Source organism: Algoriphagus sp., assembly GCF_039969895.1.
GTDB lineage: Bacteria > Bacteroidota > Bacteroidia > Cytophagales > Cyclobacteriaceae > Algoriphagus.
Genome location: NZ_JBDVMZ010000012.1, coordinates 828,713 through 847,914, shown reverse-complemented (window position 1 = coordinate 847,914; position 19,202 = coordinate 828,713). Strand labels below are relative to the sequence as shown.

The 19,202-nt window shown below is 41.6% G+C and carries 14 protein-coding genes; 5 read left to right on the top strand and 9 right to left on the bottom strand.

Going from position 1 to position 19,202, the window contains the following annotated elements; genetic code table 11:
• Window positions 1–77: 77 nt before the first annotated feature.
• From lpdA to bshC, 9 genes are all read right to left on the bottom strand, one after another.
• Window positions 78–1,475 (bottom strand): dihydrolipoyl dehydrogenase, encoded by a 1,398-nt coding sequence (gene lpdA, locus ABJH64_RS09780; protein ID WP_348276372.1) that lies wholly within the window; start codon window positions 1,473–1,475, stop codon window positions 78–80.
• A gap of 152 nt (window positions 1,476–1,627) precedes the next feature.
• The gene (gene odhB / locus ABJH64_RS09775; protein WP_348299518.1) at window positions 1,628–3,175 is read right to left on the bottom strand and encodes a 2-oxoglutarate dehydrogenase complex dihydrolipoyllysine-residue succinyltransferase; all 1,548 of its coding nucleotides are present in this window, start codon (window positions 3,173–3,175) and stop codon (window positions 1,628–1,630) included.
• A gap of 87 nt (window positions 3,176–3,262) precedes the next feature.
• Entirely contained in the window at window positions 3,263–6,055 is a 2,793-nt protein-coding gene (locus ABJH64_RS09770) for a 2-oxoglutarate dehydrogenase E1 component (RefSeq protein ID WP_348277072.1), read from the bottom strand.
• Between the two features lie 208 nt (window positions 6,056–6,263).
• The gene (locus ABJH64_RS09765) at window positions 6,264–7,913 is read right to left on the bottom strand and encodes a patatin-like phospholipase family protein (RefSeq protein ID WP_348277071.1); all 1,650 of its coding nucleotides are present in this window, start codon (window positions 7,911–7,913) and stop codon (window positions 6,264–6,266) included.
• A gap of 133 nt (window positions 7,914–8,046) precedes the next feature.
• Window positions 8,047–9,408: a RagB/SusD family nutrient uptake outer membrane protein gene (locus tag ABJH64_RS09760; RefSeq protein ID WP_348277070.1), complete on the bottom strand. Its 1,362-nt coding sequence runs from the start codon at window positions 9,406–9,408 to the stop codon at window positions 8,047–8,049.
• Between the two features lie 11 nt (window positions 9,409–9,419).
• Entirely contained in the window at window positions 9,420–12,479 is a 3,060-nt protein-coding gene (locus ABJH64_RS09755) for a TonB-dependent receptor (protein ID WP_348277069.1), read from the bottom strand.
• A gap of 554 nt (window positions 12,480–13,033) precedes the next feature.
• The gene (locus ABJH64_RS09750; protein ID WP_348277068.1) at window positions 13,034–13,531 is read right to left on the bottom strand and encodes a hypothetical protein; all 498 of its coding nucleotides are present in this window, start codon (window positions 13,529–13,531) and stop codon (window positions 13,034–13,036) included.
• A 22-nt stretch (window positions 13,532–13,553) separates the two neighbouring features.
• Window positions 13,554–14,126, bottom strand: a complete 573-nt coding sequence (locus ABJH64_RS09745) for a 5-formyltetrahydrofolate cyclo-ligase (RefSeq protein WP_348277067.1) — start codon at window positions 14,124–14,126, stop codon at window positions 13,554–13,556.
• On the bottom strand, window positions 14,116–15,681 hold the full coding sequence (bshC, locus tag ABJH64_RS09740; RefSeq protein WP_348277066.1) for a bacillithiol biosynthesis cysteine-adding enzyme BshC: 1,566 nt from the start codon (window positions 15,679–15,681) through the stop codon (window positions 14,116–14,118). Before bshC ends, ABJH64_RS09745 begins: the two co-directional genes overlap by 11 nt.
• A 197-nt stretch (window positions 15,682–15,878) precedes the next feature.
• Here bshC and ABJH64_RS09735 point away from each other — a divergent pair, with 197 nt between their 5' ends.
• From ABJH64_RS09735 to ABJH64_RS09715, 5 genes are read left to right on the top strand one after another with little or no spacing between them, the layout of a single operon-like run.
• Window positions 15,879–17,120 (top strand): pitrilysin family protein, encoded by a 1,242-nt coding sequence (locus tag ABJH64_RS09735; RefSeq protein ID WP_348277065.1) that lies wholly within the window; start codon window positions 15,879–15,881, stop codon window positions 17,118–17,120.
• Window positions 17,117–17,599 carry a 2-C-methyl-D-erythritol 2,4-cyclodiphosphate synthase gene (ispF, locus tag ABJH64_RS09730; protein ID WP_348277064.1) on the top strand — a complete coding sequence of 161 codons (483 nt, stop codon included), beginning with the start codon at window positions 17,117–17,119 and terminating at the stop codon, window positions 17,597–17,599. The genes ABJH64_RS09735 and ispF overlap by 4 nt, the downstream gene beginning before the upstream one ends.
• On the top strand, window positions 17,596–18,279 hold the full coding sequence (mnmD, locus tag ABJH64_RS09725) for a tRNA (5-methylaminomethyl-2-thiouridine)(34)-methyltransferase MnmD (protein ID WP_348277063.1): 684 nt from the start codon (window positions 17,596–17,598) through the stop codon (window positions 18,277–18,279). The genes ispF and mnmD overlap by 4 nt, the downstream gene beginning before the upstream one ends.
• 58 nt (window positions 18,280–18,337) lie before the next feature.
• On the top strand, window positions 18,338–18,730 hold the full coding sequence (locus tag ABJH64_RS09720; RefSeq protein ID WP_348277062.1) for a hypothetical protein: 393 nt from the start codon (window positions 18,338–18,340) through the stop codon (window positions 18,728–18,730).
• Window positions 18,727–19,200 carry a Clp protease ClpB gene (locus ABJH64_RS09715; RefSeq protein ID WP_348277061.1) on the top strand — a complete coding sequence of 158 codons (474 nt, stop codon included), beginning with the start codon at window positions 18,727–18,729 and terminating at the stop codon, window positions 19,198–19,200. The genes ABJH64_RS09720 and ABJH64_RS09715 overlap by 4 nt, the downstream gene beginning before the upstream one ends.
• Window positions 19,201–19,202: the final 2 nt, after the last annotated feature.

The window sequence follows — 19,202 nt, the reverse complement described above, 5'->3', positions numbered from 1 at the left end:
GTAAACTATTTTTCCCCAAAAAGAAAAAACCATCCGAATCTCTTCGAATGGCTTCTTACTTAAGTGGTGTTTTTAACTTAGATATGTAACGCTCTGTTATCCGTCGCAGCCAGGCAGGCTTCTTTGAATGCCTCCGTATAGGTCGGATGCGCATGGGACATTCTAGAGATATCTTCAGCGGATGCTCTGTACTCCATCGCTACTACTGCTTCAGCAATCATATCTGCAGTTCTTGGGCCAATCATATGTACCCCTAGAATCTCGTCCGTCTCAGCATCAGCCAAAACCTTTACCAATCCATCTGTATCCATGGATGCTCTGGCGCGGCCAGAAGCCATAAACGGGAATTTACCTGTTTTATACTTGATGCCTTTTTCCTTCAGCTGCTCCTCGGTGTATCCTACTGCAGCCACTTCCGGCCAGGTATATACTACACCAGGAATCAGGTTGTAATTAATATGTGGCTTTTGACCCAAAATAGTCTCTGCTACAAAAACGCCTTCTTCTTCAGCTTTGTGAGCTAGCATAGCACCTTTGACCACATCTCCGATAGCATAAATGTTTGGAACCGAAGTCTGTAGATGATCATTCACTTCGATCTGTCCTCGTTCGGTGATTTTCACCCCTGCAGCTTCCGCATTCAATCCTTCTGTATAAGGCCTTCTGCCAATACAAACCAAGACATAATCGCCTTTCACTTCTACTGTTTCGCCTGTTGAGTTCTCAGCTTTCACGGTTACTTCCTTGCCTTTGCTTTCTACGGAAGTCACTTTATGCTTTAAGAAAAATTCGAAACCGATTTTCTTCAGGGACTTCTGAAGCTCTTTGCCCATGGTGCGATCCATGGTAGGAATCAAGGAATCCATAAACTCGATTACAGAAACTTTTGCACCCAATCTCGCATATACAGAACCTAACTCTAGACCGATGACACCACCGCCGATTACAACCAGGTGCTTAGGAATTTCTTTTAGGTTCAACGTCTCCGTAGAAGTAATTACTCTGTTTTTATCAAGCTTAATAAAAGGCAAGGTCGAAGGCTTAGATCCAGTAGCGATGATGATATTTTTCCCCTGAATATCAGAAGAAGAGCCATCGTCCTTGGTAACTTTCACGGTAGTCTTATCCACGAAAGAGCCAACTCCCTGATGAACATCGATCTTGTTCTTCTTCATCAAGTAATTGATTCCATCTGTATTTTGCTTCACCACATCATCCTTTCTAATGATCATCTGCTTTAGATCTACTTTCAAATTGCTAAGTTTGATACCGTGCGTGTCGAAGGTATGGGCAGCATTGTGATAGTGCTCAGAAGAATCCAAAAGTGCCTTGGAAGGAATACAGCCTACATTCAAGCAGGTACCTCCAAGAGTTGGGTATTTTTCTATAATGGCGGTTTTCAGACCAAGTTGCGCGCAGCGAATCGCTGCCACATATCCTCCAGGACCAGAACCTATTACTATTACGTCGTACATTTTTTTAGATTTTAGTAGAAAGAAATAAGCATTAAGACTTACTCTTACTTATAATGGAAATACTATTATATCAAGTGTGGGAGCATTAACAATGAGCTCTTTTGAAAACGCCCCCTTTACTTGATACTTTGTACTAGTGACTCAATACTTTTTTAAACTCCAAACAACAAGCGCGTCGGATCTTCAAGCAATTCTTTTACTCTTACCAAGAAGCTAACAGACTCACGACCGTCTATGATTCTGTGATCGTAAGACAATGCCAAATACATCATCGGAAGGATGACTACTTCACCATTCACTGCCATAGGGCGCTGAACGATGTTGTGCATACCAAGGATAGCTGACTGAGGTGCATTGATAATAGGTGTGGACATCATCGAACCGAAGATGCCGCCATTGGTCAAGGTGAACGTACCGCCAGTCATTTCTTCGATTGAAAGTTTGTTGTCTCTTGCTTTCCCGGCAAGTCTCACCACTTCTTTTTCTATCTGATCGAAGCTCATCGCCTCAGCATTTCTGATCACCGGAACGACCAATCCTTTTGGAGCAGATACAGCAATCGAGATGTCGCAGAAATCATTAAATACTATTTCATTTCCATCAATTTTAGCATTCACAGACGGCCACTCTTGAAGCGCTACGCAAACAGCTTTGGTGAAAAATGACATAAATCCAAGTCCAACACCATGCTTTTCCTTGAATTGCTCTTTGAATTTTGACCTCAAATCCATGATTGGTTTCATGTTTACCTCATTGAATGTGGTCAACATGGCTGTCTCATTCTTTACAGATACCAATCTTCTGGCTACCGTTTTTCTCAAAGAAGACATTTTCTCTCTGCGTTCATTTCTCGATCCCGCCACTGGTGCAGGTGCAGAAGATTCAGCAGTTTTACTTTCAGCTTTAGCCGGTGCAGCAGCTGGTTTTTGAGCTGATTGAGCATCTTCTTTAGTGATTCTTCCATCTTTTCCTGAGCCTTTTATGGTCTCTGGAGAGATGCCCTTTTCTGCTAAAATCTTAGACGCAGCTGGGGATGCATGTCCAGTTGCATAGTTTGTATTATCTGAAGAAGAAGAAGAAGCAGCAGGAGCAGAATCGGATGATTTTTCGGATGAAGCAGCTGCTGGTTCGCCTTCGGTCACTTCGATTTTGCAGATCATTCCACCGATCTCAAGCACATCGCCTTCTGCCGCCACATGGCGCAAAATCCCAGATGCTTCAGCCGGCAATTCAAACGTAGCTTTATCAGAATCCACTTCAGCGATGATCTCATCCAACTTCACATAATCACCGTCAGCTTTGATCCAATTGGCCAATGTAACCTCGGTGATGGATTCTCCCACTGTAGGCACAACCATCTCTTTCACCTCACCGGTACTTTTGGCTGCCGATGATTTTGCTTCAGCTTTAGGGGCAGATTCAGCTTTAGAAGATTCAGCGGAAGGCTCCGAATTACCTGATGTTCCAGATTCGTCTATTTCGCAGATCACAGCGCCGATTTCTAGGACATCTCCTTCCTGGGCTTTGATTCTGAGTATTCCGGCTGCTTCTGCTGGCAACTCAAAGGTAGCCTTGTCGGATTCTAGTTCGCAAAGGACTTCGTCCATCTGAACCTCATCTCCATCTTTTTTAAACCATTGGCCTATAGTGACTTCCGAGATGGATTCACCTACTGTAGGAACTTTAATTTCTTTGCTCATAAGTTTTTCTTTTTTTCTCTTTTGTAGTCAAAAAGAGAGGAACAAAATGATAGGACTATTTAGGATGTCTTTCTAAAAAGAGCTGGATTACTTTAATTTAAGTGCTTGAGCGATAATATTTTTCTGCTCCTCCACATGGACTTTATTATATCCTGTAGCAGGGGAAGCACTCGCTTTACGTGCGATGATTTCCATTGGCAATTCCTTGTATAGAAGTCTCAGGATATAATTCCAATAGCCCATGTTAGATGGTTCTTCCTGAACCCAAACCAACTCAGCTTTTGGATAATCTGCGAGCACTTCAAGCATTTGTTTTTTAGGAAGTGGGTGAAGCTGCTCGATCCGAACGATCGCTACATCTTTTACTTTCTCCTTTTCTCTGATTTCTTCGAGATCGTAATAGATTTTTCCCGAGCAAAGAACAACTCGCTTCACGTCTTTCGCCTTCACAGTAGTATCAGGAAGAACTTCTCTAAAGTGACCTTTGGTAAACTCTGAAAGTGGAGAAACTACCTTTGGATGTCTCAGGAGAGATTTAGGAGACATGACAATACAAGGTTTTCTAAACTCCCATGCAAGCTGTCTTCTCAATAAATGAAAGAAGTTCGATGGCTCGGTGACGTTAGCAACTACTGTATTGTATTCTGCCGCCAACTGAAGGAAACGTTCCGGACGAGCATTGGAGTGCTCTGGCCCTTGACCTTCGTATCCATGCGGAAGAAGCATCACTAAGCCGTTCATTTTCTGCCACTTAGACTCACCCGAGGTGATAAACTGATCAATCATCGTCTGAGCACCATTAGCAAAATCACCAAATTGTGCTTCCCAGATAGTCAAAGAATTTGGATTTGCCATAGCGTAGCCATATTCAAAACCTAGTACCGCATACTCGGAAAGCAGGGAGTTATAGATGTAGAAATCCCCTTTTCTATCCTTCATCTCCTTCAACGAATTATACGCTTCATTGGTATTCGCATCATGAAGAACGGCATGTCGGTGAGAGAATGTACCACGCTGCACATCCTGTCCAGTGAGGCGAACTGTCTTACCTTCCAAGGTCAATGAACCATACGCAAGTAGCTCTGCTGCTGCCCAATTCAATGATTTGGACTGAAAGAACATGTCCTTTCGGTGTTTCATTTGGGCTTCAATCTGTTTAAGAGGCTTGAACCCTTTCGGTATCACCGTAAGTGCTTCAGCAACTTTCTCTACTACGTCTTGGCTAATGCCCGTTTCGGGAGAAGAATCAAAATCCTCTGGTTTTGATCTTCTTAAACTACTCCATTCATTTTCAAAACGGGTAGCCTGATAAGGTAAAGGCTTTTCCTTCACGAGATTCAGACGATCTTGAAGCAATTGTCTGAATTCCTCATCCATTTGCGAAGCTAATTTCGCCTCAACATCTCCTCTCTCGGCCAAACGCTTGACGTAGATTTCTCTAGGGTTCGGATGCTTGGAAATAATATTATATAATTCGGGCTGAGTGAATTTAGGTTCATCAGACTCGTTATGGCCATGACGACGGTAGCATACCATGTCCACAAAAATATCTCTGCTAAACTTCTGTCTGAACTCAGCGGCGAGTTTTGCAGCAAAAACCACAGATTCAGCATTATCGCCATTGACGTGAATCACAGGGGCATCGATGATTTTAGCAACATCTGTACAATAAATAGAGGAGCGGGCGTCATCGAAATCAGTAGTAAAACCTACTTGGTTATTAATCACAAAGTGAATAGTTCCTCCGGTGTTATAACCTTTCAGATCTGCCATCTGGGTGACTTCATAGACGATACCTTGACCTGCTACAGCCGCATCACCATGTATTAGAATTGGAAGCGCTTTGGTTTTGTCACCCTTATATTCGGAGTCAATTTTTGCTCTTAAAAAACCCTCCACTACAGGATCCACAGCCTCCAAGTGAGAAGGATTTGGCGCTAGTTTTAAGTGAACTTTGTTCTCACTATGTGTCACAATATCACTGGAATAACCCATGTGATACTTCACATCACCATCACCCATCGTCAAGTCAGGCTTGGCAGTACCTTCGAACTCAGAGAAAATTTGCTCGTAAGTTTTGCCCATGATATTAGCCAACACGTTCAGACGCCCTCTATGTGCCATACCAATCATCACTTCTTTCACACCCAACTGGGAAGAAGTATTGATCACAGCATCCAAAAACGGGATAGTACTTTCTCCACCTTCAAGAGAAAAACGCTTCTGTCCAAGGTATTTAGTATGCAAAAAGTTCTCAAATACTACTGCTTGGTTCAGTTTAGAAAGTATTCTCTTTTTCTCCTCGTGAGTTGGATTAAAAGCCAAGGCATCTTTTTCCACCTTAGTTTTGAACCAATCCAGCATCTCTGGATCACGAATATATAAGTATTCAAAACCCATCGGACCCTCATAGATAGTCTTCAGCGATTCTAAAATCTTTGAAAATTTTGCTTTCCCGATCCCAATCTCGTTGCCTGCTTGGAACTCCGTATTCATATCATCTTGCCCCAAACCAAAATCCTGAGGATCAATCAATGCTTTTCTATCTCTTCGCTCTCGTACCGGGTTGGTCTTGGATCTCAAGTGAGCTCTAGAGCGGTAGGCATGAATCAAGGCTCTCACCTTAATTTCTTTTGGCAATTCCTCCATGTCCATGATCGTACCTGGAGTCGCCAATGCGCCGTTTTTGGCAGGAGACTTAGAAGCTCCATTAGAAGAAGGTGCACCTTCCTCCTCTCCATAATTAGTCAGTGCAAAATCAAAGCCGTCGAAAAACTCCTTCCAGCTTGGGTCGATTGATTCTGGATCACTTTTGTAAGAAGAGTAAAGCTCATCTATGTAGGACACATGAGCGTTTGCGATATAAGAAAACTTATCCATAATTGATTCTTAAAGAAGAATTCAAAGCTAAGGTCTTCTAGTAACAATTAAAAATTGCTTATTTGCTTTTCCGAATTTACATTTCTTCCCAAAACATAATTCTTACTTCAGGTCTAGGAACTTAAAAATAGAGGAGTGATTTAAGGAAAGCATGGTATTAGATAATACCTAATTCATCCGTATGCTGAGGTAGAACGAATACGTGGAATTACTCTTTTCCGACAAAAACCAGCGGATTTGTCTCAAATTTGCTCCAATCTTCCAGAAGTAATTTTTCAAGATTCTTTACCTCTAAGCTATTATACTCAGACGGAAGATCCTGTATGTATTTAATCAAATTATAGCAAGTAGTGAATTGACCGCACGCTATCAACTTGTCCTGTCTGTTTTCTTGAATATCATTTTCCCTCCACCAAAGGGTAGTGGGCATCTCTGAAGCACTTAACGCAACTGCTTTGATCGAATCAGAAACAGTGACCTGATTTGCTTTCTTCTTTTGATTTTCATTACTGACATTGTTTTGTAAGCCATTCAGCTGGTAAACCATAGAGGTAATCCGTCTGTTTTTAAATCTTGGTGAGGTGTAGAAATAATCAAAATTAATGCGTCTTATTTGCCTCAGGAAAACAGAGTTAATCATTTTCATAGCAGAGGTAAATCGATTTTGAATCATTTCTCTTACCTGACTGACTTGTAGCTGGGTGAACTTCTCGACATCATCCTGTAGCGGAGTTGGGATATTGCTTACGAATTCTTCCTTTATTTTCCTTTTTATTTTCCCTACCAATACGTTTCCAACTAATCCAAGAACAGTAAGCACAGAAAAAACACCAACTAACCCAGAGAGCATACTAGTCAGCATTGCCCAGTCTAACCCAAAAAAATACCACAAACTCAAACCTGACAAGCTCAGCCCCACCCAATATAATGGCTTCAGCTGAAGATAGGCCAAGTACCGATTGACCAATGAATCCAAAGGTTCTGCTTCGCCCGTGCTGTTGGAAGGCGTGAATTTTTCCCATGGTTTCATTTTATAGCCATCCACATCATTGATGATCAGGAGGTCAAGTGGAAAACCATTCTTCGAGCTTTTGTCAAAATTAACCATACTACCGATTCCCTGATTGTCCACGATTCCACCATCCATTATCCCGATGCCATTTTTGAAATTATCGACTTTAACCAACTTCAGATAAGTTTCACTTTGGTGGTCTTCAAAATAATCATTGGGAAAAATCATTGGGTCAAACCCTCCCGGAAAACAAGAGGAAGATGCTATAGCATCAGCAATTCTAATAGATGGTGCTACAGCTTCAAGTTCCTGACAGTTCAAAGGATAATTACCAAACATATTGGCATTCTGAAACCTGAACGCCAATCCGAAAGAAAACTCTGTTGCATTAAAAGCCACATATTTCAAATGGCCTTGCATAGAATCCGGATCTAACTCCCTGAAGCTTTCTTCCACTAAACGCTCAAAATACGTGAGCGCAAACCCATTGATGATTGATCTACTCCGGGTGGTATTTCTCCAAACTTCTTCATCCATAAATTTCGATACAGCCTCATCTACTAGCTTATCTTCTTTGAGAAAGGTGTAGAGTTTTCTGTAAAAAGTAGCAAATGAATCCCCCTTAGCTTGACTAGCTGCATAAGTAGCCGCTGTGATCGTCCCGCCACTGACCGAGCTTAGTGCAATGACCTTATCAAGTAAGGGTCGTTCATCAAAGCTAACCCTCTGAAGATAATCCAAGACACCTAGGCTGAATGCGCTGGCCCGATATCCTCCGCCGCTAAAGCATAGACCTATTGTTTCGAATGGCTTCAATGGAGCACTAATTGAATCAGAATTGATCATAAAAATTGAAGTTTAAAGACGAAGAACGGGTCACTTGCCTTGTTTAAGGTAGTGATTGTCCAAAAGATATAACAGACAAGGCATAAAAAAAGCAGCCCCATTTGGAGCTGCTTTTTACCAATTTAGTACCTAATTAATTTGTGTAGGCCGAATTTTGAATCAAATTTGGGTTGGCGTCCATCTCACGCTGAGGGATAGGGAATATTAATTTCCCATCGGTATAGCTAAAGGTGGCATTTGACGCATTGTCTTTTATAGAACCCTGATTTCTTTTGACATCGTGTAAGAATTGGCCTTCGTGAGCTAATTCTACTTTTCTCTCTGCGAGAATAGACGCCAAAGAAACAGTAGTAGCTGCAGGTAGCTTAGCTCTTTGTCTTATTCTGTTCAGATCTGCTAATGGCGTAGCTCCTTCTGAAGTTCCCAATCTAAAATTGGCCTCAGCTCTGGTCAAGTACATCTCTGCTAGTCTGATCACCTTCACATTTTTAAATTGATCTCTCCACTTAGCAGTTCTTTCCTCGCCAGCGCCTTCGTAAAACTGATTTAGCCTATCATCTCCTGCTTCATAGAAAGTGAAGTGAGGAGTCAAAATAGCGACATCACCATCTCTCGCGCCGAACTCCGGGAGAGAATAATAAAGGAACATGTCGTTGTCTGAATCTTGCGTATTTACCTGAATAGAGAACAAATCTTCGATAGAATCGCCGTCGGTATTGAACGCATCCAAGTAGTTTGAAGTCAACATTTTTCCATTGGCTGTAGCTAGTGTAATAGCTCTGTTTGCAGCATCTCTTGCTTTGACATAATCCTGCATCTGCAAATAAACCCGAGAAAGTTGAGCTGCTGCTACATAGTTTCGCGCCAGAAATCCGTTTACCGCAGGCAATTGAGCTTCTGCTTTTTCTAGATCACTGATAATCTGAGCATAAACTTCAGCAACAGTATTTCTAGGAACAAAACTTTCCTCATTGATTTGTCTGGTAGGCGTAAGAACTAATGGCACCCCCAAGTTGGACTGGATGTTACCCGCCGAATAAGGAAGCGCATAGAATTTTACCAATTCGAAAAACATAGACCCTCTGATGAACAAGGCTTCACCTTCCACTTGAGATCTATCTTCAGCATTCACCACCTCCAGCGAGGCCAGGATATTATTAGACACATTGATGGCTCGATAGGCTGCTGACCAGGTGCCTTGCACAAAAGAGTTGTTGACAAAAATATTTTTATTGTACATCTCTCGTGGCTGATTGAAAGTACCTTCCCATCTTACCTCGCCATTGGCACCTAGCATTTCTGCATATAGCAGCAAACTACCACCATATAAATCTCCGGTTCGGATTTCGGAATAAGCCCCTTGTAGGACTCTTTTTACATTGGCATCCGTACTCAAAGCTAAATCCTGATCAACACTTTGCTGAGGGGACAAATCCAATTGATCCGCACATCCCGAAAACAAAATAACTAATCCAATAATTATATATTTTTTCATAATAAGTTCAGTTAAAATCCAACATTAAGACCAATAGAAAGTGTTTTGGCTTGCGGAGCTGAATAGAAATCATTTCCGATTTGGATATTTCCTCCCAAATAATCCGCACTTACTTCAGGATCCCATCCTTTATAATCTGTAAATGTCAGCAGGTTTTGACCGGTGAAGAAAACTCTCAAGCTTGTCAGATTAATCTTGGATAGAACCTTAGGACTAAATGAATATCCAACATTAAGCGTTTTCAGCCTTACATAAGACCCGTCGGAAAGATATCTGCTAGATGCTTGACACCCGTTACACTCACCTAGTCGTGCTTGAGGTATATCCGTCACGTCACCAGGGTTTTGCCATCTTGCAAGTTGATCTCGCGTAGAGTTATCAAACCAATCTCCATTAGCGGAGTAGAATCCTCCACCACCCTCAAAGATCTCATTTCCAAATACTCCTTGGAACAAGAACATGAGATCGAAGCCTTTATACTTGAAAGTATTGCTCATACCAGCCAAAAACGATGGATTTGGATCTCCTAGTACTACTCGCTCTGCTTCGTTATAGTCAGTGGTCGTTTCAGTTTGATCTGCATTCGTATAGTAAAGTGCATCACCATTCTGTGGATCTACCCCTGCATAGGCTACACCAAAGAAAACACCTAACGGCTCACCGATAATTACTGCATTCAAGAACCTGGAGGATGATGGAGGTATTGACTCCTGTCCTGGCGCTAACTCTTTCACTTCGTTGACGTTTCTAGCAAAATTTATTGAAGTATTCCACTGGAAGTTTGGCTTAGCAATGTTGACCGAGTTCAAGACAATTTCTACACCTTGGTTCTGCATCTTACCGATGTTTGTAAGCTGGGTATTAAAACCAGAGGTAGCTGGTACCGGCACGTTAAGCAACAAATCTGTTGTATTCTTATTGTAGTAATCAATCTCACCAGTGATCCGGTCATTCAAGATTCCAAACTCAATTCCCAAGTCTAGTTGACGTGTGTTCTCCCAAGTCAAATCTGGATTGGGAATCTGAGTAGGTACTAGTCCAGGAACCAGTCCATAAGCAGACGAACCGTAAAGACCCAAATGGTCGAAATTCCCAATTTCAGCATTACCTGTCAATCCGTAAGAACCTCTCAATTTTAATAAACTTACAGTACTATTTCCCTGCAAAAAGCCCTCTTCGGAAAGGATCCAGCCTACTGAGGCTGCTGGAAAAAATCCATAGCGATTGTTAGGACCAAAACGTGAAGAGCCGTCCATCCTTGCGCTCAAGGTTGCAAGATACTTCTGACCATATTTATAATTCACCCTGGCGAAATAAGACAGGAAGGTGAAATTTGTCAATGAAGACGATCCTCCAGTGATTTCTGCTGCTGAAGCAAGAGTTTTCAAATCATCTAAAGGGAATTCTTGTCCTTCCACGAAAGCACTGCTTTGATCAGAACGCTGAAAGGACATCCCCACCACTGCTTCAAAATTGTGCATTTCATTAAACACCTTATTGTAGGTGAAGAAATTGTTGGTATTGTAATTTACAATCCTAGCCCATCTCGACCGGCCAAATCCATTTGTTGACAAACCGGAATTGGTTCTAGAGCCAAAAAACTGCTCCTCGTTCTGGTTGAATATATCGACACCAAACTCTGTTCTAAATTTCAAATTTGGTAAAATCTTATACTCACCAAATAGATTCGTCAGATTTCTAAAGGACAAATTCACCCATTCTGCATTTTCAGAATCTATCAAATTGTTATAGTAGGTAGTAGTAGGCCTATCATAAAGCTCACCATTCTCATCTCTGATAGGAGTAATAGGTGCCAGAGCGACTAGCTGAATTGGGTTGTTAAACTGGTTATCATCTGAAAGACGATTATTATCAGTTCGACTAAGGCTGAAATTTGCGCCTATTAAAAACTTCTCTGATACAGAATGATCCAGATTAAGTCGTCCTGATATTCTTTCAAAATCATTTCGAATCATAATACCTGTTTGTTGATCATAGGATCCGCTCAAGAAGAATCTCGTCTTATCATCTCCTCCAGATGCAGAGAAATTCACACTGAAAGTACCTGCATCCTCATTGAAAGCTTGATCTTGCCAGTCTGTATCTATCTCACCCGTTCTCCAATCTGCATAGCCCGAATATCTATCCAATCTACTTTCTACAAATTCAAGATCTGAACCAGGATAATCATCAGGATTATTTATTGGATCGATATTATAGATCTGAAGGTCATTGTTATACCCAGCTTCTCTCATCAGCTCCACAAACTCCGAAGCATTCAAGAATTCTTTCTTTCGCGTCGGGCTGGAGTAACCTCTTTGAATACCAACGTTAAATTTGGTTTTCCCTTTAGAGCCAGACTTGGTAGTTACCAAAACAACCCCATTAGCTCCACGAGCACCATAAATAGCTGAAGCTGAGGCATCTTTCAAAACCTCCAAAGACTCAATGTCTCCTGGATTGATGTCTGACATCGGATTATAATATCCTATTGCACCATTTGAAGTCACCGGAATCCCGTCAATAACATATAGCGGATCGTTTCCACCAGAAATAGACGTGGTTCCTCGTACTCTAATCTTCACTCCTTCACCTAGCTTACCACTAGAAGACTGGACAAAAACTCCCGCCATACGGCCTTGCAAGGCATCCTGGAAATTCACTACAGGTACAGTTGCTAGGTCAGAACCTTTTACACTGGCGATATTCCCCGTCAAATCCCCCTTGGTCGTACTACCATAGCCTACGACTATCACTTCTCCTAGAATCTTAGCATCTGTTTCAAGTGTGACATCAATAACACTGCTCTGAGCTATTTCAATCTCCTGAGATAGGTAACCCACAAACGAGAATACCAAGGTCTCACCTGTGCTGGCTGCAATAGAATACTTTCCGTCTAAGTCTGTAATAACCCCTCGCGAGGAATCTTTGATTAGGACATTCACCCCTGGCAATCCGAGGCCGTCCTCCGCTGAAATTACCGTTCCGGTAATTTGCCGTTGTTGTGCCAACACCTCAAAACTGAGGGTTGTTGTTAGCAGCAAAACAATACATAGTAAAGCTTTTCTCATAAGGTATTTATTTGGTTGATACCTAAAGAAAATTCCTTAAAATCGAATATCAAAATGCTACATGAAATCACTCCCAAGCAGGCATTATTATATAAATAATAAAAAAAATACAATTAATACATCCCTCTTGTCAAATAATATAAAACAACATCCATAATAGTAAAATAAATACCCTTAATTAGAATAAACGGTTAAATTTCAGTATAAACGGTTTTCACAGAAGAATTATTAATCTTATTCCGCTTCAGGAATGAAATCAATAGACTATCAGAAAAAATATCAGTTTAAACAGAATATTATTTCATAGTTGCCAAAAAATTAAAATTTTGACAATTATTTATCTTTTATCAAAAAAAACAACTTGGGTTGAAAAAATAATAGAAGACCTGATATTTCTGAAAAATTTCAATTCTAGAGATACTTTATTCATCCATAAAGTCGAGTATGGATAACAAATTGGATAAAATAGGCTAAAAAAATAACGGCAATAAAATTCTTCCCCTTAAAACATTATTCTACAAATAGTGCACACTACTGAAATCAATACCACACTTTCATAGCGCATACCTCAGAGTAAAGGCTGCCTCATCCTCCCACAACTTGGTAAAGTCGGTAAAGTTGTAAGCCGGCTTCCAATATACCCCAACATAAAAGCTACTTCGGTTGATATTGTATTCCAGTCCCACTATCGCATCTATCCCAAAGGCAGCATAATCCTGATCGATGGGATCCACCCAAGGCGGCTCTCCTTTTCCATCTTTCCACATACCATAATGAGCGCCTCCTCCAAAATACCACTCTAAGCCCCTCAGCTCTCTGATGTCCAAATGATGCTCATATAAAGCAGCTGCCACCCATCCCTTCCACCTTCGATAAACAAGAAGATCTACTGCACTCTGAGGCGAAAAGAACTGTTTCACTGTACCTCCGATATTCGTCCCGGCGGTCATTCCTATCATCGTATTATAATCTCTTAACTGAGCCATAGACTCTGAAGGAAGCGAAAACATCAAAAGGAATGTGGTGACAACCACTATAAAGGGAAAGCGCATGGATTGCTGAATTTATAAAGACCTAAAAAGTAAGAATATTTTCTGGCGTAACGCAATAGTCAAGCGGTATATCGTGCTTCTCAAATGGGATTTTTGCTTCAGGCTCAAAGAAGCTCAAGCCTATTTTTAACACATGAGGACTTAAACTACTTAAATACACATCGTAATATCCCTTTCCAAACCCTATTCTATTGCCTTTTTGGTCATATGCCAAAAGCGGGATAAAAACCACCTGAATGGCCTCGCTCTCCACGACTTCAAAATCTCTCGGCACAGGGATACCCCATTGATCTATCAGAAATGTAGTCTTAGGCTCCTGTCGCAAAGTCTGCAAGATCAACGTATCAGGCGCTACTTTCGCAGTGTACAGGACGCTTCCTCTACTTTCCAAAAAATCTTTGAGGGGAAATGTATTGACTTCACGCTGTCTTGAGATGGGAAAAAAAAGGTGGAAATGATTCAAAGTCTCACGCTCCTTCAAAAAAGATATCACCTGATCCGTAATCTGAAGAGATTTTCCCTCTATCTCTTCTGCTGACATAGCTGCCCGCCTTTGCTTATAAAACCTCCTCAACTCCTGCTTATCACGATTCATCCGCTAGCACCATCATTTTAAAATCCATCGGATCAAAACAATCCAAAAGTGAAGCGATCAGCTCTGGATTACTTAGGTAAAACTGCATCATGTTGACCACGCGTTCCTGTGGGCTACCACCTGGCTTTACTAGTTCTTGAATCGCAGATGCACGTTCAATTTGCGTGTGTAACCGACGCTCCTCAGCCTTTCGAAGCTTTGTAGCCATCTGATCGATGATTTTCAAAGAGCGCACTTTCCCTGCTTCGAATGCATTCTCCAAGCTTTTCTCCAAGTGAGCAGCTTCCTTTCCTTTCATATCAAAAAGTGTGGATATCACTTCCTTCTGCTTTTTCAACTCAATATCTATACTTGCCTCAGCCTTCACAAAAGTCTTTTTCCAGTGATCCACATCTACAAAGAGATCCTCAATATCCCAATTCAACTGCGCCATTTTGCGCTGTAGTTTTTGATTGATGATCAGCGCAAAATTCCTCGGCAAAATAACTGGAAAGGGAACTTCAAAATGATCAAAAACTCCTTTCAACTGAAGCCAATACACTACTTCTGCCGGGCCTCCCAAATAGGCCAAATTTGGCAAAATACTTTCCTGATAAAGGGGGCGCAATACAACATTTGGACTGAATCGCTCCGGATGTTTTTCTACCAAGGCTTTCATCTCCTCGTCAGAAAACCTCAGCTCAGTATTCACTACACCAAATCCAGACTCCATGCGTTCAATTCGCTCCCGAACACCTTTATCCAAATAAAAGAAATTGATTTCCCTCGGGAAAATCTGACTGCTGTAGCCGAGTTTCTCTAGAGCGTTAGTCGCTTCGGTAGCTTTTTCAAATGGAGCATGCTCAAATAAATCTGAGAGAATAACTTCCTTGAACTCATACTTCAAACTCACATCATCCCCATCTACGATTACTAATCCCTCCTCTCCAAAAAGTGAATTGACATACTTTCTAACTGCCTCGGCTAAAGTCTTGGAAGAAGAATATGCCTCCAAAAAAACCTCAGGCGCAAAGGAAACCGACTTCAGAAAATCCTTGAAGCTCTTATCCAATTCGAAATGACCTACCGCACCAGTCTGATCTGAGTTCCACTGATACTTCTTCCCATCCAACTTGAAGTAATTGATCTCGTCAAAATCATGATCTTCTGTTGCCATCCAATAAACCGGTACAAACTTGCTGTCGGGGTAATTTTCCTCTAATTTCTTTGCGAGATTGATCGTCGAAACAATTTTATAAATAAAGTAAAGCGGACCGGTAAATAGGTTCAGCTGATGCCCAGTGGTTACGGTGAAGGTCTTCTCAGAAGCTAATGACTCTATATTCGAAGAAACGGCATAGCTTACTTCCTGATTGGCATATTGATTTTGAAGAGCCTCGACTAGTGTTTTTCTTTTACTTTGGGAAAAAGACTTCTGCTCAATTGCCTGCTGAAAATTCTCCATCTTAGGTGCAAGTGCATAAAAAGGCTCTAATTCCTTTTTTCCCTCGATATAGTCCAAAAAAAATTGTGAAAACTGACCTGTCTTTTGGAGTTCTACGCAATGTTTTTTCATAGGGGTTTGAGCTGAGGATGATAAATAAAGATTAACTAAGGCAAATCAAAGTTCGCTTTTTTTTCGAAAAAATCTGGAATGCTTACACTAGTGGGAGCGTTGCTGGTTAAACTGAAGATTTTACACTAAGGTTTATTTAAAATGCAGTTCCTGACTAGCCAAAATTGCCAATTATCTTAGCTTTGCACCCTACACCTATGCTACCCTACACTAAATTTTTCCTGAAAAACGGACTCGAAGTAATTGTACATGAGGATCACGGCAGCAAAATCGCCGTATTCAACCTACTCTATAAAGTGGGGTCCCGAAACGAAAAGCCCGGTAAAACTGGACTCGCACATTTCTTCGAGCATTTGATGTTTGGGAGTTCGGCGAATGTCCCTGTTTTCGACCGAGAGCTGGAGCGGGTCGGCGGCGCCTGCAATGCCTTTACCAGTCCAGACATTACGAACTATTACATCACGATACCAGCCGCGAACCTAGAAACGGCCTTTTGGCTGGAATCTGACCGCATGCTGCAACTGACCCTGAGCGAGAAAACAATCGAAAATCAGCGAAAGGTAGTCATGGAGGAGTACAAGCAGCGCTACCTAAATCAACCTTACGGGGATGTTTTTCATCATTTACGTGACTTAGCCTTCACGACGCACCCTTATCGATGGCCTACCATCGGGCAAAATCTGGAGGATATAATCAACTATACGCAGGAAGACGTCTGGGAATTCTATCAAGCCCACTACAGACCTGACAATGCCGTCTTGGTGGTAGCTGGAGCGGTGACAGCAGGGGAAGTTGAGCGCTTAGCCAAAAAATGGTTTGAACCTATCCCTAATCAGAGCAAAGCTTCAGACTCGATTCCTGCTGAGCCTACGCAACTGACCAAACGAACTAAGACAGTAGAAGCACCTGTGCCCACGGATGCGCTGTATAAAGCCTATAAAATGCCGGCCAAATTAGCAAACGGATACCTGGAAGCAGACTTGGTCACAGACATCATAGGTTTTGGCAAGTCATCTCTTCTGGAGCAAACATTAGTGAAAAACGGAAAACTATTTGCTGCGGTGGGTGCTTATGTCTTAGGTTCTGTGGATCCAGGATTACTTATTTTCTCTGGAAAAATGGAAAATGGAGTGAAAGCGGAAGAAGCGGAAAATGCTCTTGATGCCGTAGTTTCAAACTTTCTTACTTCAGAAATCTCCGAAAACATGCTTGAAAAGGTGAAGAACCAAGGTGAGGCCATGAAGACTTACGAATCCATTCAGCTAATTAATCGTGCCATGAACCTGGCAAATTATGCGCAGCTTGGGAGCCCGGATTTGTACTTCGGAGAATTCAATAAAAAATCAAAAATAAAAGGAGATGAAATCATGACCTGGGCAAACCGCCTGATCCGTGAAGAAAACTCCTCAGTACTTTACTATAAATCTGTACCTGCATGAACAAATTCAGAATAGGTTTCGGCTATGACGTCCATCAACTCAAAGAAGGCTATGACTTCTGGCTGGGCGGTATCAAATTAGCCTATGAAAAAGGCGCAGTCGGACACTCCGACGCCGATGTTTTGATCCATGTGATTTGTGATGCACTGCTAGGTGCTGCGAATCTTCGTGATATTGGTTTTCATTTTTCCGACCAAGACCCGAAGTTCAAAGGAATAGACAGTAAGATTCTCTTGTCAGAAGTAATGGTTCTACTCCGTGAAGCTGGCTATGAAGTTGGCAATTTAGACACCACCATTTGCTTGCAGCTCCCAAAATTAAACCCACACATCCCGGCCATGAAGCAATGTCTAGCGGAGGTGATGAATGTATCCGAAAATGATATTTCTATCAAAGCTACAACTACTGAAAAACTTGGCTTTGTAGGAAGACAAGAAGGAATTTCGGCTTATTGCTCAGCTTTAATCTATTCGGTATGAGTTCGAGTCTGAGAATTATCACCACGGAAGATGGGTCACATTCTCTATACAATGACGACCTGAAGGAGAGTTATCACAATTTGGGAGGCGCATTTAGAGAATCTATCCACATCAATATGCTCTATGGATTGGATACTTGGGTGATGAATAACCCCAAGAAAAAGCCAATCAGGATTTTTGAAGTTGGGTTTGGCACAGGTCTCAACGCTTGGCTGACGCTAGTATGGGCGGAGCAAAATCAGATCCCAGTACTTTATCATAGCATAGAGCCCTTTCCGCTAACTGAGGATATTTATTCCCAGCTAAACTATGGGGATATGGATGATGCGATTTTTCATTACAAGCCTTATCTGCAAAGATTACACAAAGCAGAATGGGACAAAGGCATCATCATGTCTGAATATTTCAACATGAAAAAAGAGAAAGTTACGCTTCAAGATGTCCAACTCTACCCATCTGATGTGGTCTTTTATGATGCTTTTGCGCCAAGCAAACAGCCTGAAATGTGGTCAAAAGTAGTGCTCCGCAAGGTTTGTGACAGCCTGAATGCAGGCGGCATATTTACTACCTACTGTGCCACCGGTCAACTGAAAAGAGATTTGAAGGAAATGGGACTTGCAGTAGAAACTTTGCCTGGCCCTCCTGGCAAAAAAGAAATGACCAGAGGCTGGAGAAAATAAACCGAGGGTTGGAATGCTGTTTGGATAGGGATCAGGAAAACCACCAATCTACATTTCAATGAAAACGGCAATCTTTACTTGGCTATTTCTCTTACCTATTCAGATCTTCGCTGGCAGTCATAATTCACGATTCACCGAAGAAAATCTAGAGAACACACCTGAAAAAACACAGGAAATGATGTCTGAAAAAAACTCACAAGCTAACTTGGCAACTGAAGATTTTCAGGAATTGGCTGCTTCTTTGCAAAATGACGTTCAGAAACTTAAAAGCGAGCTTGCACACAAAAATCACGAAATTAATTCCCAGGAATTAACTCAATGGAAATCTCAATCAGCGACTTTAACCTTTTTTGTGGGAATGTTAATTTTTGCGTTTTTATATATCAGAAATAAGCGCCACAACGATCAATCCGAGCTACTAACTATTCACAACTACAATCCAGAAAAATGAGTCTAGGTTTACTTCTCTTACTTTTTAACTTACTCAATCCTCAATTCACCGAAGCAGGGCAAGCTAAGTTGGAGAAAATGGTTCAGGAGCGAGACGTGCTTACTCAACAATGGAAAGACTCCGAAACCAGAAAATCCGGAATTTTTGGCAATCGTACCAAAAAAGACATGATTGAGACCAACGAATGGCTGGAACGAATCATTGCTAAGGATAATCTAATCATGGATGAACTCAGAATGATCGGTGACATCGAAACCACCACTGCTACACAAACCGGAGAAGATTACAAAGCTATCGCGCTTAGACAAGAGCAAGACGTGCAGGCACTGAAAAGAGCCGTAGCTGAGCGTGATAAGCAACTCAAAGAAAAACTAAACGAAAGAAGAACCTTTGAGTGGATCAGTTTGATCCTGTTCCTGATTACGCTAGGTCTTGGATTCGTTGTTTATAAAAAAGTCATCAAGGCATAAAA